The organism is Streptococcus mitis SK597 (genome assembly GCF_000148545.1).
Lineage (GTDB): Bacteria > Bacillota > Bacilli > Lactobacillales > Streptococcaceae > Streptococcus > Streptococcus mitis_C.
The window spans coordinates 1-14,916 of sequence record NZ_AEDV01000090.1 but is presented as its reverse complement, the minus strand read 5'-3'; the positions used below and the strand labels follow the sequence as shown (position 1 = coordinate 14,916).

General features: G+C 41.8%; 11 protein-coding genes and 1 tRNA gene. 9 read left to right on the top strand and 3 right to left on the bottom strand.

The window, feature by feature from the left end:
* The 3 genes from SMSK597_RS11635 to argS form a co-directional block, all read right to left on the bottom strand.
* The gene (locus SMSK597_RS11635) at positions 1-1,017 is read right to left on the bottom strand and encodes an NAD(P)H-dependent glycerol-3-phosphate dehydrogenase (protein WP_000415097.1); all 1,017 of its coding nucleotides are present in this window, start codon (positions 1,015-1,017) and stop codon (positions 1-3) included.
* A 169-nt stretch (positions 1,018-1,186) separates the two neighbouring features.
* On the bottom strand, positions 1,187-1,432 hold the full coding sequence (locus tag SMSK597_RS11630) for a hypothetical protein (protein ID WP_000084859.1): 246 nt from the start codon (positions 1,430-1,432) through the stop codon (positions 1,187-1,189).
* A 302-nt stretch (positions 1,433-1,734) separates the two neighbouring features.
* The gene (gene argS, locus SMSK597_RS11625) at positions 1,735-3,426 is read right to left on the bottom strand and encodes an arginine--tRNA ligase (protein WP_001092708.1); all 1,692 of its coding nucleotides are present in this window, start codon (positions 3,424-3,426) and stop codon (positions 1,735-1,737) included.
* Between the two features lie 135 nt (positions 3,427-3,561).
* On the opposite strand from argS, the gene argR reads away from it, so the two are divergent.
* The 9 genes from argR (at position 3,562) to SMSK597_RS0103195 (ending at position 14,802) form a co-directional block, all read left to right on the top strand.
* On the top strand, positions 3,562-4,008 hold the full coding sequence (gene argR, locus SMSK597_RS11620) for an arginine repressor (RefSeq protein ID WP_001231476.1): 447 nt from the start codon (positions 3,562-3,564) through the stop codon (positions 4,006-4,008).
* A gap of 50 nt (positions 4,009-4,058) precedes the next feature.
* Complete coding sequence (gene mutS, locus SMSK597_RS11615) at positions 4,059-6,593, top strand: DNA mismatch repair protein MutS (protein ID WP_000179935.1); 2,535 nt, start codon at positions 4,059-4,061, stop codon at positions 6,591-6,593.
* 146 nt (positions 6,594-6,739) lie between these two features.
* Entirely contained in the window at positions 6,740-8,446 is a 1,707-nt protein-coding gene (gene patA, locus SMSK597_RS11610) for a multidrug efflux ABC transporter subunit PatA (protein WP_000908123.1), read from the top strand.
* Position 8,447: 1 nt separating this feature from the next.
* The gene (gene patB, locus SMSK597_RS11605; RefSeq protein WP_000859882.1) at positions 8,448-10,214 is read left to right on the top strand and encodes a multidrug efflux ABC transporter subunit PatB; all 1,767 of its coding nucleotides are present in this window, start codon (positions 8,448-8,450) and stop codon (positions 10,212-10,214) included.
* A gap of 138 nt (positions 10,215-10,352) precedes the next feature.
* Positions 10,353-11,042: a gamma-glutamyl-gamma-aminobutyrate hydrolase family protein gene (locus tag SMSK597_RS11600; RefSeq protein WP_001138351.1), complete on the top strand. Its 690-nt coding sequence runs from the start codon at positions 10,353-10,355 to the stop codon at positions 11,040-11,042.
* A gap of 169 nt (positions 11,043-11,211) precedes the next feature.
* Entirely contained in the window at positions 11,212-12,561 is a 1,350-nt protein-coding gene (locus SMSK597_RS11590) for a glucose-6-phosphate isomerase (RefSeq protein WP_000018268.1), read from the top strand.
* A 127-nt stretch (positions 12,562-12,688) separates the two neighbouring features.
* Positions 12,689-14,149, top strand: a complete 1,461-nt coding sequence (gene gltX, locus SMSK597_RS11585) for a glutamate--tRNA ligase (protein ID WP_000031050.1) — start codon at positions 12,689-12,691, stop codon at positions 14,147-14,149.
* A 13-nt stretch (positions 14,150-14,162) separates the two neighbouring features.
* A complete protein-coding gene (locus SMSK597_RS11580) occupies positions 14,163-14,597 on the top strand; it encodes a cytidine deaminase family protein (protein ID WP_000355910.1) in 435 nt (144 codons plus the stop codon).
* Between the two features lie 133 nt (positions 14,598-14,730).
* Positions 14,731-14,802 (top strand) — tRNA-Glu (locus SMSK597_RS0103195).
* Positions 14,803-14,916: the final 114 nt, after the last annotated feature.

Below are 14,916 nucleotides of genomic sequence, written 5' to 3'. Positions count from 1 at the left end.
TTAAGACCACTCATTTTCTGCTTTAAATTCATTGTTCATGATGTCATAAATGGCATCTTTAATATTGGTTCCGTGGTAAATAACTTGGTAAATGGCTTGTGTAATTGGCATATAGACTCCAAGTTCTTGCGCTAGTTCATAGGCTGCTCGAGTCGTTGAAATCCCTTCAATCACCATGCCCATATTAGCTTCGATATCAGCTAGAGATTCTCCACGACCAAGAGCATCGCCAGCTCTCCAGTTACGAGAGTGGATGGAGGTTCCTGTTACGATCAAATCTCCCACACCAGACAAGCCACTATAAGTCAATGGACTAGCCCCAAGTGCCACCCCTAGGCGGGTAATTTCTGCCAAGCCTCGAGCGATGATGGCTGCCTTGGCATTGTCACCAAATCCCAAACCATGTAAAGCTCCGGCACCGACAGCGATAATATTTTTAAGAGCACCAGCGGTTTCGACTCCGATAACATCCGTATTGGTATAAAGTCGGAAGTAGTGATTGCTAAAGAGTTCTTGAACGTATTGAGCTGTGTGTAAATCTTTAGAAGCAGCAGTGATTAAAGTCAGGTCACGCACAATGGTCTCTTCTGCATGACTAGGGCCTGAAACAACGACAATATCACTGCGGAGATGTTCAGGAATTTCTTCTTCAAGGATGGTTGATAATCGTTTATGACTATCAGGCTCTAATCCCTTTGATGCGTGCATGATGATAGCCTTATGGTCTAAGGTTTGTGCAACTTGCTGGGCAACAAGTCGTGTCACTTTTGTTGGGACAACAAACAAAATCGCATCTACATCTTTTAATGCCTCTGCTAAGTCAGTGTAGGCAATGATATTTTCATCTAGAACGACATCTTTAAAGTAGTGTTTATTAGTATGGTGTGTATTAATTTCATTGATTTGCTCGGGAATGTTTCCCCAAATACGTACCTCGTGTCCATTGTCATTTAAGACTTGTGAAAGGGCAGTTCCCCAAGAACCAGGCCCCAAGACGGCGACGGTTTGTTTTTCCATGTTTTCCTCCTTGATAGAGTCCTTTCTCTTATTCTATCATATTCTGGAGGATTTTGCACTTGCATTGCTGGGGGAGTGGTGGCTTTGTTACTTGAAAAATATACAAAAACCGAGACGAAGTATTAAACTTTCAGTCTCGGTTTTGATATTTCTTAAAGAATAGCTCGGTTTATTTCAATTGATCTGTAATGTCTTTTGACAGTAACATTCCCAGATGGTAAGTTTTATTGATGTAAGCAATGACATCATTGATATTTTCAGTCGTGTGAATTTTCTCCTTGATGTCAGCCCTAAATGTTTCATCCTTTAAAAGTTGTTCTTGGTAGAGCCTTTGAAGTCGTTCTTTTTCGTACTTATTGAGCAGAAAAAGGAACACCAAGCTAATTACAACGAGGATATAAGCATATTGGCTCATAGGATATCTCCCTGTATGATAAAGAAGTAGTAGTGAGTAAATTGAATTAGTCAATTCAAAATAGCAGAACAAGTCAGCAAAACTTGATAAGATTTTTGATAGACCTCTAAACCTAATTAGGTATAGGATTTAGCGTTAGTTACTTAGATTTCTTTACAATCAAGTAACTTTAAGATTACGACGTCATGGTCTCTAAATCGATTATATTTAGAGACCATGACTAGTGAAGTAGTTAGCTAGTCCGCATATAAGCGGCTAGCGTCTAACAAGTAGGAACTTTAGTTCCAATTGTTAGTACTGAATCACATCTTCTCTGGCGCTTCTACTCCAAGCAAGCGAAGGGCTTCTTTTAGAACGACTGCGGTTGCGTAGCTGAGAGCTAGACGGCTGTCGCGCTCAGGATTTTCGTCTAGGATACGTGTATGTGCATAGTATTTGTTGAAGGCTTGAGCCAGGCTAATTGCAAATTTAGCAATGATAGAAGGTTCAAAGTTATCTGCCGCACGGTTGATAATACGTGGGAAGTCTTGGATGAGTTTGATGATTTCCCAGCTTTCAGCATCATTCAGGCTATAGTTACCAGCTGTTTCTGGTTTGAAGTCTGCTTTGCGTAAGATAGATTGGATACGAGCGTAGGCGTATTGAACATAAGGTCCAGTTTCCCCCTCGAAGGATACCATAGCTTCTAGGTCGAAGTCATATCCATTTGTACGGTCGGTCTTGAGGTCATAGAATTTAATGGCTCCTACCCCAACAGCATGCGCTACATGGTCTTTGTTTTCTAGTTCAGGATTTTTATCCTCGATTTGGGCCTTGGCACGACTAACAGCCTCTGCAACAGTAGGCTCTAGCAAGATGACATTCCCTTTACGAGTAGAGAGTTTTTTCCCTTCCTTTGTAACCAAACCACAAGGAACGTGAGTAATGTCGTCACTCCAGTCGTAGCCCATTTCTTTCAAGACAGCTTTGAGCTGTTTAAAGTGGGCAGATTGCTCTTGACCAACGACGTAGATAGATTTAGCAAATTGGTATTCGTTTTTACGGTAAAGGGCTGCAGCCAAGTCACGTGTGATATAGAGAGTTGCACCATCAGATTTCTTGATAAGAGCTGGATGTTCAATTCCATATTTCTCAAGATTCACAACTTGGGCTCCTTCTGATTCAACCAGAAGGCCTTTTTCAGAAAGAATGTCTACAACTGCATCCATCTTATCGTTGTAGAAGGCTTCTCCGTTATAGCTGTCAAAATCAACCTTCAATTCATTGTAAAGGCGGTTAAATTCCACCAAACTTTCATCACGGAACCATTGCCAAAGTGCGAGAGCTTCCTCGTCTCCATTTTCAAGTTTACGGAACCATTCGCGTGCTTCTTCATCCAAGCTAGGGTCATTTTCAGCTTCAGCGTTGATGCGGACATAGAGTTTAAGGAGTTCATCGATTGGATGAGCTTTTACAGCTTCTTCGTCGCCCCATTTTTTGTAGGCAACAATCAACATCCCAAACTGTTTACCCCAGTCTCCCAAGTGGTTGACCTTGACTGTTTGATAACCGATTTTTTGGAAAATATGTGATAAGCTATCTCCGATAACAGTTGAGCGCAGGTGACCAATAGAAAATGGTTTAGCGATATTGGGACTGGACATATCGATAACAACATTTTCTTGTTTGCCAATAGTTTGGTCAGCATAGTGTTCTTTTTCAGTGATAACAGCTTGCAATACTTGAGCAGAAATGGCAGATTTATCAAGGAAAAAGTTAACGTAAGGCCCTGTTGCGACAACCTTTTCAAAGGCTTGGCTGTTAATTTTTTCAGCCAGTTCAGCCGCAATCATTTGAGGTGCTTTACGTTCGACTTTTGCAAGAGAAAAAGCAGGGAAAGCAATGTCTCCCATTTCTGAGTTTTTAGGGGTTTCCAGTAAATTTAAAATAGCCTCTTGGTCCAGGCTATCAATGATGCTAGCCAATTCGCTAGCAATCAATTCTTTTGTATTCATTAAGAGCTCCTTTTTGGACTTTTCTACTATTTTATCACAATTTTAAAGAAAGAAGAAAAAATTTTTGAAATCTCCTATTTTTTTGGTATAATATAGTTATAAAAATAGTTATAAATATTCACATAAGAGGATTTTATGAGAAAAAGAGATCGTCATCAGTTAATAAAAAAAATGATTACTGAGGAGAAATTAAGTACACAAAAAGAAATTCAAGATCGGTTGGAGGCGCACAATGTTTTTGTGACGCAGACAACCCTGTCTCGTGATTTGCGCGAAATCGGCTTGACCAAGGTCAAGAAAAATGATATGGTGTATTATGTACTAGCAAATGAGACAGAAAAGATTGATTTGGTGGAATTTTTGTCTCATCATTTAGAAGGTGTTGCAAGAGCAGAGTTTACCTTGGTGCTTCATACCAAATTGGGGGAAGCCTCTGTTTTGGCAAATATTGTAGATGCAAACAAGGATGAATGGATTTTAGGAACAGTTGCTGGTGCCAATACCTTATTGGTTATTTGTCGAGACCAGCACGTTGCCAAACTCATGGAAGATCGTTTGCTAGATTTGATGAAAGATAAGTAAGGTCTTGGGAGTTGCTCTCAAGACTTATTTTTGACAAGGAGAGACGGAAAATGGCGACAGAAAAGCTATCACCCGGCATGCAACAGTATGTGGATATTAAAAAGCAATATCCAGATGCTTTTTTGCTCTTTCGTATGGGTGATTTTTATGAATTATTTTATGAGGATGCAGTCAATGCTGCGCAGATTCTGGAAATTTCCTTAACGAGTCGCAACAAGAATGCGGACAATCCGATTCCTATGGCGGGTGTTCCCTATCATTCTGCCCAACAGTACATTGATGTCTTGATTGAGCAGGGCTATAAGGTAGCCATTGCTGAACAGATGGAAGATCCTAAACAAGCAGTTGGGGTTGTGAAACGAGAGGTTGTTCAGGTCATTACGCCAGGGACAGTGGTCGACAGTAGTAAGCCGGACAGTCAGAACAATTTCTTGGTTGCCATAGACCGTGATGGGAATCAATTTGGTCTAGCTTATATGGATCTAGTGACAGGTGATTTTTATGTGACGGGTCTATTTGATTTTACGCTGGTTTGTGGGGAAATCCGTAATCTCAAGGCGCGAGAAGTAGTGTTGGGTTATGACTTGTCTGAGGAAGAAGAACAAATCCTCAGTCGTCAGATGAATCTGGTACTTTCCTATGAAAAAGAAGGCTTTGAAGACTTTCATTTACTGGATTCGCGATTGGCAGCTGTGGAGCAAGCGGCATCTAGTAAGTTGCTCCAGTATGTCCATCGAACCCAGATGAGGGAATTGAACCACCTCAAACCTGTTATCCGTTATGAAATCAAGGATTTCTTGCAGATGGATTATGCGACCAAGGCTAGTTTGGATTTGGTTGAGAATGCTCGTTCAGGTAAGAAGCAAGGCAGTCTTTTCTGGCTTTTGGATGAAACTAAAACAGCTATGGGTATGCGTCTGTTACGTTCTTGGATTCATCGTCCCTTGATTGATAAGGAACGAATCGTCCAACGCCAAGAAGTGGTGCAGGTCTTTCTTGATTACTTCTTTGAGCGCAGTGATTTGACAGACAGCCTCAAGGGTGTTTATGACATTGAGCGCTTGGCTAGTCGTGTTTCTTTTGGCAAGACCAATCCCAAGGATCTCTTGCAGTTGGCGATCACCTTATCCAGTGTGCCACGGATTCGTGCGATTTTAGAAGGGATGGAGCAACCTGCTCTAACTTATCTCATCGAACAACTGGATGGAATCCCTGAGTTGGAGAGTTTGATTAGCGCAGCGATTGCTCCTGAAGCTCCTCATGTGATTACAGAAGGTGGTATTATCCGAACTGGATTTGATGAGACTTTAGACAAGTACCGTCGCGTTCTCAGAGAAGGGACTGGCTGGATTGCTGAGATTGAGGCCAAGGAGCGAGAAAACTCTGGTATCAGTACGCTTAAGATTGACTACAATAAAAAAGATGGCTACTATTTCCATGTGACCAATTCGCAACTGGGAAATGTGCCTGCTCACTTTTTCCGCAAGGCAACGCTGAAAAACTCAGAACGTTTTGGAACCGAAGAATTAGCCCGTATTGAGGGAGATATGCTGGAGGCGCGTGAGAAGTCAGCTAATCTAGAGTACGAAATTTTTATGCGCATTCGTGAAGAGGTCAGCAAGTACATCCAACGTTTACAAGCTCTAGCCCAAGGAATTGCGACAGTTGATGTCCTGCAAAGTCTGGCGGTTGTAGCTGAAACCCAGCATTTGATTCGACCTGAATTCGGAGATGATTCGCGAATTGATATCCAGAAAGGGCGCCATGCTGTCGTTGAAAAGGTCATGGGGGCTCAGACCTATATTCCCAATACGATTCAGATGGCAAAAGATACCAGTATTCAACTGATTACAGGACCAAACATGAGTGGGAAGTCAACCTACATGCGTCAGTTAGCCATGACGGCGGTTATGGCCCAGCTGGGTTCTTATGTGCCAGCAGAAAGCGCCCATTTACCGATTTTTGATGCGATCTTTACCCGTATTGGAGCAGCAGATGACTTGGTTTCAGGTCAGTCAACCTTTATGGTGGAGATGATGGAGGCCAATAATGCCATTTCGCATGCAACCAAAAATTCCTTGATTCTTTTTGATGAATTGGGACGAGGAACTGCAACTTATGATGGTATGGCTCTTGCTCAGTCTATCATCGAATACATTCACGAGCATATCGGAGCCAAGACCCTCTTTGCGACCCACTACCATGAGTTGACTAGTCTGGAGTCTAGTTTACAACACTTGGTCAATGTCCACGTGGCAACCTTAGAGCAGGATGGGCAGGTCACCTTCCTTCACAAGATCGAACCAGGGCCAGCTGATAAATCCTACGGTATTCATGTTGCTAAGATTGCCGGTTTGCCAGCAGACCTTCTAGCAAGGGCGGATAAGATTTTGACACAACTGGAGAGTCAAGGGGGAGAAAGTCCAAGTCTGATGAGACAAACAAGTGCTGTCACAGAACAGATTTCACTCTTTGATACGACTGAAGAACATCCTATCCTAGCAGAATTAGCTAAGCTGGATGTTTACAATATGACACCTATGCAGGCTATGAATGTCTTAGTTGAGTTAAAACAGAAACTATAAAACCAAGACTCACTAGTTAATCTAGCTGTATTAAGGAGACTTCTTTGACAATCCCCCACTTTTTTGCTAGAATAACATCACACAAACAGAATGAGAAGGAGCTGACACATTGTCGCTCCCTTTTGTCTATTTTTTAAGGAGAAAGTATGCTGATTCAGAAAATAAAAACCTACAAGTGGCAGGCCTTGGCTTCGCTCCTGATGACAGGCTTGATGGTTGCTAGTTCACTTCTGCAACCGCGTTATCTGCAGGAAGTGTTAGACGCCCTCCTTGCTGGAAAATATGAAGCTATTTATAGTATCGGGGCTTGGTTGATTGGTGTGGCCGTGGTTGGTCTAGTTGCTGGTGGTCTCAATGTTGTCCTTGCAGCCTATATTGCCCAAGGAGTTTCATCTGACCTTCGAGAGGATGCCTTCCGTAAAATCCAAACCTTTTCTTATGCCAATATTGAACAATTTAATGCGGGAAATCTAGTCGTTCGCATGACAAATGATATCAACCAGATTCAGAACGTGGTCATGATGACCTTCCAAATTCTTTTCAGACTTCCCCTCTTATTCATCGGTTCGTTTATCCTTGCGGTTCAAACCTTACCTTCTCTGTGGTGGGTGATTGTTCTCATGGTTATCTTGATCTTTGCCTTGACTGCTGTCATGATGGGAATGATGGGGCCTCGTTTTGCCAAGTTTCAAACCCTTCTTGAACGCATCAATGCCATTGCCAAGGAAAATCTGCGTGGCGTTCGTGTGGTCAAGTCCTTTGTCCAAGAAAAAGAGCAGTTTGCTAAGTTTACGGAGGTTTCAGACGAGCTTCTCGGTCAAAATCTTTACATTGGGTATGCCTTTTCAGTAGTGGAACCTTTCATGATGTTGGTCGGTTATGGGGCGGTATTCCTCTCTATTTGGCTAGTTGCAGGGATGGTTCAGTCGGATCCATCAGTTGTTGGCTCTATTGCTTCCTTTGTTAATTACCTGAGCCAGATTATCTTTACCATTGTTATGGTTGGATTTTTAGGAAATTCTGTCAGCCGTGCCATGATTTCTATGCGTCGTATTCGAGAAATTCTTGACGCAGAGCCAGCTATGACCTTCAAGGATGTCCCAGATGAAGAGTTGGTTGGAAGCCTTAGCTTTGAAAATGTGACCTTTACCTATCCAATGGATAAGGAACCGATGCTGAAAGATGTGAGCTTTACTATTGAACCTGGTCAAATGGTTGGTGTAGTTGGAGCAACTGGTGCAGGAAAGTCAACCTTGGCTCAATTGATTCCACGTCTTTTTGATCCACAGGAAGGGGCTATCAAAATCGGAGGTAAGGATATTCGAGAAGTGAGTGAAGGAACCCTGCGTAAAACTGTTTCTATCGTTCTTCAACGTGCCATTCTCTTTAGTGGAACGATTGCAGATAACTTGAGACAGGGCAAAGGAGATGCTACTCTATTTGAAATGGAGCGCGCAGCTAATATTGCCCAGGCTAGTGAATTCATTCATCGTATGGAGAAAACCTTTGAAAGTCCGGTTGAGGAACGGGGAACCAATTTCTCTGGTGGGCAAAAGCAAAGGATGTCGATTGCTCGTGGAATTGTCAGCAATCCACGTATTCTGATTTTTGACGATTCGACCTCGGCATTGGATGCCAAGTCAGAGCGCCTGGTTCAAGAAGCCTTGAATAAGGACTTGAAGGGAACAACAACCATTATCATCGCGCAAAAGATTAGCTCGGTTGTTCATGCAGATAAAATATTGGTTCTAGATCAAGGACGATTGATTGGTCAAGGCACGCATGCAGACTTGGTTGCCAACAATGCTGTTTATCGTGAAATCTATGAAACACAGAAAGGAAAGGAGGAGTAAAATGAAGACAGTTCAATTTTTTTGGAATTATTTTAAAGTCTATAAGCTATCATTTGTAGTTGTTATCCTGATGATTGTTCTGGCGACTCTTGCCCAAGCCCTCTTTCCGGTATTTTCTGGACAAGCAGTAACGCAGCTAGCTAATTTAGTTCAAGCTTATCAAGATGGCAATCCAGAACTTGTTTGGCAAAGTCTATCAGGAATCATGGTCAATCTTGGTTTGCTGGTTTTGGTTCTATTTATCTCCAGTGTCATATACATGTGCCTCATGACGCGCGTGATTGCAGAGTCGACCAACGAGATGCGCAAAGGCCTCTTCGGTAAGCTTGCTCGCTTGACGGTCTCTTTCTTTGACCGCCGACAAGATGGCGATATCTTGTCTCGTTTTACCAGTGATTTGGATAATATCCTCCAAGCCTTTAACGAAAGTTTGATTCAGGTCATGAGCAATATTGTTTTATATATCGGTCTGATTCTTGTCATGTTTTCGAGAAATGTGACGCTGGCCCTCATCACCATTGCCAGCACACCAGTGGCCTTCCTTATGCTGATTTTCATCGTGAAAATGGCGCGCAAATACACCAATCTCCAGCAGAAAGAGGTAGGGAAACTCAACGCCTATATGGATGAGAGTATCTCAGGCCAAAAAGCCGTGATTGTCCAAGGAATTCAAGAGGATATGATGGCAGGATTTCTTGAGCAAAATGAGCGCGTGCGCAAGGCAACCTTTAAAGGAAGAATGTTCTCAGGGATTCTTTTCCCTGTCATGAATGGGATGAGTCTGGTCAACACAGCCATCGTTATCTTTGCTGGTTCAGCTGTACTGTTGAATGATAAGACTATTGAAACAAGTACAGCCCTAGGTTTGATTGTTATGTTTGCCCAATTTTCTCAGCAGTACTACCAGCCTATTATTCAAGTTGCAGCTAGTTGGGGAAGTCTTCAGTTGGCCTTTACAGGTGCTGAACGGATTCAGGAAATGTTTGACGCAGAGGAAGAAATTCGACCTGAAAAGGCGCCGATCTTTACTAAGTTGCAAGAAGGTGTTGAAATTAGTCATATTGATTTTTCATACTTGCCTGATAAACCTATTTTGAAAGATGTTAGCATTTCTGCCCCTAAAGGCCAGATGACAGCAGTTGTTGGTCCGACTGGGTCAGGGAAAACGACTATTATGAACCTCATCAATCGTTTTTATGATGTTGATGCTGGTGGTATTTATTTTGATGGCAAAGACATTCGTGACTATGATTTGGATAGTCTCAGAAGCAAGGTGGGAATTGTCTTGCAAGATTCGGTCTTATTTAGTGGAACCATTCGAGACAATATCCGTTTCGGTATGCCAGATGCTAGTCAAGAAATGGTTGAGGCAGCAGCCAAAGCAACCCACATTCATGACTATATCGAAAGCTTACCTGATAAATACGATACTCTTATAGATGATGACCAGAGCATCTTCTCAACAGGACAAAAGCAATTGATTTCTATCGCTCGAACCCTGATGACAGATCCAGAAGTTCTCATTCTCGATGAAGCAACTTCAAACGTAGATACGGTGACAGAAAGTAAGATTCAGCATGCTATGGAGGCGGTTGTAGCGGGTAGAACCAGTTTTGTCATTGCCCATCGTTTGAAGACCATCCTCAATGCAGACCAGATTATTGTCCTTAAAGATGGAGAAGTCATTGAACGCGGTAACCACCATGAACTTTTGAAACTAGGTGGCTTCTACTCAGAACTTTATCACAATCAATTTGTTTTCGAATAAGAAAGAAGTTGTCCTATGTGGGCAGCTTTTTCTTGTCCATAAAAAATTTTTATCACAGCCTTAAAAAAAACATATTAGACGAAAGGCGTTTTGAGTGATAGGATAGGACTATCGTTAGTATTCGAAAGGAGAGACATCATGCCTAGAACGGTTGTAGGAGTTGCTGCAAATCTATGTCCCGTAGATGCAGAAGGCAAAAACATTCATTCATCTGTATCTTGTAGATTCGCAGAGAGCATTCGTCAAGTCGGTGGTCTCCCTTTAGTCATTCCTGTAGGTGATGAGTCAGTTGTACGTGATTATGTAGAAATGATTGACAAACTTATCTTGACAGGCGGTCAAAATGTTCATCCCCAATTTTACGGAGAGAAAAAAACCATTGAGAGCGATGACTATAATCTAGTCCGTGACGAATTTGAATTGGCACTCTTGAAGGAAGCGCTCCGTCAGAATAAACCAATTATGGCAATCTGCCGTGGTGTTCAACTTGTCAATGTTGCCTTTGGCGGAACTCTCAATCAAGAAATCGAAGGTCACTGGCAAGGACTACCTTTCGGGACATCTCACTCTATTGAGACAGTGGAAGGAAGCGTGGTGGCTAAGCTATTTGGAAAAGAAAGTCAGGTCAACTCCGTCCATCGTCAAAGCATTAAAGATTTGGCACCTAATTTCCGTGTAACTGCTATTGATCCAAGAGACCAGACCATCGAAGCGATTGAATCTATCGATGAGCACCGCATTATCGGTTTGCAGTGGCATCCAGAGTTTCTGGTTAATGAAGAAGATGGCAATTTAGAACTATTTGAGTATTTATTGAATGAACTGTGACGACTGGAACATCTAGTCGTTCTTTCTTTTATTTTTTCAAAATTTTTGGAATGTGGGATTTTTACGCAAACGTTTGAATTCTGATAAAAATTGGAGAAATTCGACAAAAAACTTGAAAAAAACGAAGGTAAGCGTTATGATAGAAAAGAAGAAATATTGGAGGAATAACATGTCACATATTAAATTTGATTATTCAAAAGTTTTAGACAAATTTGTTGCACCACATGAAGTGGAATACATGCAATCACAAGTAACAGCAGCAGATGAATTGATCCGTAAAGGAACTGGTGCTGGTAGCGACTTCTTGGGATGGTTGGACCTTCCTGAAAACTACGACCGCGAAGAATTTGACCGCATCTTGAAAGCTGCTGAGCAAATTAAGTCAGACAGCGATGTTTTGGTTGTTATCGGTATCGGTGGATCTTACCTTGGTGCCAAAGCAGCAATCGACTTCTTGAACCACCACTTTGCTAACTTGCAAACAAAAGAAGAACGCAAGGCTCCACAAATCCTTTACGCAGGAAACTCAATCTCATCTACTTACCTTGCTGACTTGGTAGAGTATGTTGCAGACAAAGACTTCTCAGTAAACGTGATTTCTAAATCAGGTACAACAACTGAACCAGCGATTGCTTTCCGTGTCTTTAAAGAACTTTTGGTTAAGAAATACGGTCAAGAAGAAGCTAACAAACGTATCTATGCAACAACTGACCGCCAAAAAGGTGCTGTTAAGGTTGAAGCAGATGCTAACGGTTGGGAAACATTTGTTGTTCCAGATGACATCGGTGGACGCTTCTCAGTATTGACAGCTGTTGGTTTGCTTCCAATCGCTGCTTCAGGAGCTGACATCAAAGCCCTTATGGAAGGTGCGAATGCAGCTCGCAAAGACTACACTTCAGACAAAATCTCTGAAAACGAAGCTTACCAATATGCAGCTGTTCGTAACATCCTTTACCGTAAAGGCTATGCAACTGAAATCTTGGTAAACTATGAGCCATCACTTCAGTACTTCTCAGAATGGTGGAAACAATTGGCTGGTGAATCAGAAGGGAAAGACCAAAAAGGTATCTACCCAACTTCAGCCAACTTCTCAACTGACTTGCACTCACTTGGTCAATTTATTCAAGAAGGAACTCGTATCATGTTTGAAACAGTTGTCCGTGTTGACAAACCCCGTAAGAATGTGATTATCCCTAGCTTGGAAGAAGACCTTGATGGACTTGGTTACCTTCAAGGAAAAGACGTTGACTTTGTAAACAAAAAAGCGACTGATGGTGTTCTTCTTGCCCACACAGATGGTGATGTACCAAACATGTACGTGACTCTTCCAGAGCAAGATGCTTTCACTCTTGGTTACACTATCTACTTCTTCGAATTGGCTATCGCCCTTTCTGGTTACTTGAATGCCATCAACCCATTTGACCAACCAGGTGTTGAAGCTTACAAACGTAACATGTTTGCCCTTCTTGGAAAACCAGGATTTGAAGAATTGAGCAAAGAACTTAACGCACGTCTATAATAGAAGAAAAGAGTGGTTTGTCCACTCTTTTTACTCTCTTTATCCATAGAAATTGGACTCAGCCAAGACTTGTGATATAATATAGAGAGCAAAAAGGCAGACGCCTAGAGACTTTATAGGAGAAACTATGTCAAAAGATATCCGCGTACGTTACGCACCAAGTCCAACAGGACTACTACACATCGGTAATGCCCGTACAGCATTGTTCAACTACCTTTACGCACGTCATCATGGTGGAACTTTTATTATCCGTATTGAAGATACTGACCGTAAACGTCATGTCGAGGATGGGGAACGTTCACAGCTTGAAAACCTTCGTTGGTTAGGTATGGACTGGGATGAAAGTCCAGAAACACATGAAAATTACCGCCAGTCTGAGCGTTTGGACTTGTATCAAAAATACATCGACAAACTGTTAGCTGAAGGAAAAGCCTACAAATCTTATGTTACAGAAGAAGAGTTGGCAGCGGAACGCGAACGCCAAGAAGCAGCTGGCGAAACACCACGCTACATCAATGAATACCTTGGTATGAGTGAAGAAGAAAAAGCAGCTTACATCGCAGAACGTGAAGCAGCAGGAATCATCCCAACAGTTCGCTTGGCTGTCAATGAGTCAGGTATCTACAAGTGGCATGATATGGTCAAAGGTGATATCGAATTTGAAGGTGGCAATATCGGTGGTGACTGGGTTATCCAAAAGAAAGACGGTTACCCAACATACAACTTTGCCGTTGTCATCGATGACCATGATATGCAAATTTCTCACGTAATCCGTGGAGATGACCACATTGCTAATACACCAAAACAGCTCATGGTTTATGAAGCACTTGGTTGGGAAGCTCCAGAGTTCGGTCACATGACCTTGATTATCAACTCTGAGACTGGTAAGAAGTTATCTAAACGTGATACTAATACACTTCAATTTATCGAAGATTATCGAAAGAAAGGTTACCTTCCAGAAGCAGTCTTTAACTTTATTGCTCTTCTTGGTTGGAACCCAGGTGGCGAAGATGAAATCTTCTCTCGTGAAGAACTCATTAAACTTTTCGATGAAAACCGCCTGAGCAAGTCTCCAGCAGCCTTTGACCAGAAAAAACTAGACTGGATGAGCAATGATTATATCAAGAATGCAGACCTAGAAACTATCTTTGAAATGGCAAAACCATTCCTAGAAGAAGCAGGCCGTTTAACAGACAAGGCTGAAAAATTAGTTGAGCTCTATAAACCACAAATGAAATCAGTAGATGAAATTATTCCATTGACAGATCTTTTCTTCTCAGATTTCCCAGAATTGACAGACGCAGAACGCGAAGTCATGGCGGTGGAAACAGTCCCAACAGTTCTTGAAGCCTTCAAAGCAAAACTTGAGGCGATGACAGATGATGAATTTGTAACAGAGAATATCTTCCCACAAATCAAAGCTGTTCAAAAAGAAACAGGTATCAAAGGGAAAAATCTCTTCATGCCAATTCGCATCGCAGTTTCAGGTGAAATGCATGGACCAGAATTACCAGATACAATTTTCTTGCTTGGACGTGAAAAATCAATCCAGCATATCGAAAATATGTTAAAGGAAATCTCTAAATAAGAAGGGTACAATAATGGACATCTGGGAAAAGATGTACGAAGAAGCACAGAAATTGTATAATCCACATGAAGTATCTGATTTTGTTTACGCTAACCATGTTGTGGCCGCAGTAGAAGCAGAAGATGGACAAATATTTACAGGTTTCTGTATGGAGGGAACCTGTGGTGTTTTCCATCTCTGCGCAGAGCGGGCAGCTCTCTTCAATATGTACCAATTTTCAGGACAAACTAAGGTTAAAAAAGTATTAGCCTTTCGAGACAAACCACCTTATGGTGGAAGTTCAGCCATGCCCTGTGGAGCTTGCAGAGAATTCCTATTAGAGTTGAACGCTGAAAATAAAGATGCAGAATTCATGATGGACTATAATATAAGAAAAACAGTTAAAGTCGCAGAACTAATGCCCTATTGGTGGGGAGAAGAACGTGCTTCTAAGTTTAATGAACAATAGAAGAGTCAGTATAATTCTGGCTCTTTTTACTATAATTTGAAAAACGAATTGAAAAATTTGTAAAAAATTTAAAAAAGTAGTTGACAAAGTTTGAAAAGACTGTATAATAGTAAGAGTTGAAAATAACAACTCTGGTCCGTTGGTCAAGGGGTTAAGACACCGCCTTTTCACGGCGGTAACACGGGTTCGAATCCCGTACGGACTATGGTATGTTACGGATGGCACACTTGATGAAAAAAAGTTTTAAAAAAGTTTCAAAAAAGTGTTGACAAGCGAAAGTGTCTGTGATATACTAATATAGTTGTCGCTTGAGAGAAAC

Bases quoted from the DNA above. Each gene is read 5' to 3' on its own strand.
- SMSK597_RS11600 (WP_001138351.1), top strand. From the start codon at position 10,353: ATGCCTAGAACGGTTGTAGGAGTTGCTGCAAATCTATGTCCCGTAGAT.
- SMSK597_RS11635 (WP_000415097.1), bottom strand. From the start codon at position 1,017: ATGGAAAAACAAACCGTCGCCGTCTTGGGGCCTGGTTCTTGGGGAACT.
- SMSK597_RS11630 (WP_000084859.1), bottom strand. From the start codon at position 1,432: ATGAGCCAATATGCTTATATCCTCGTTGTAATTAGCTTGGTGTTCCTT.
- gltX (WP_000031050.1), top strand. From the start codon at position 12,689: ATGTCAAAAGATATCCGCGTACGTTACGCACCAAGTCCAACAGGACTA.
- argR (WP_001231476.1), top strand. From the start codon at position 3,562: ATGAGAAAAAGAGATCGTCATCAGTTAATAAAAAAAATGATTACTGAG.
- SMSK597_RS11590 (WP_000018268.1), top strand. From the start codon at position 11,212: ATGTCACATATTAAATTTGATTATTCAAAAGTTTTAGACAAATTTGTT.
- argS (WP_001092708.1), bottom strand. From the start codon at position 3,426: ATGAATACAAAAGAATTGATTGCTAGCGAATTGGCTAGCATCATTGAT.
- SMSK597_RS11580 (WP_000355910.1), top strand. From the start codon at position 14,163: ATGGACATCTGGGAAAAGATGTACGAAGAAGCACAGAAATTGTATAAT.
- patB (WP_000859882.1), top strand. From the start codon at position 8,448: ATGAAGACAGTTCAATTTTTTTGGAATTATTTTAAAGTCTATAAGCTA.
- mutS (WP_000179935.1), top strand. From the start codon at position 4,059: ATGGCGACAGAAAAGCTATCACCCGGCATGCAACAGTATGTGGATATT.
- patA (WP_000908123.1), top strand. From the start codon at position 6,740: ATGCTGATTCAGAAAATAAAAACCTACAAGTGGCAGGCCTTGGCTTCG.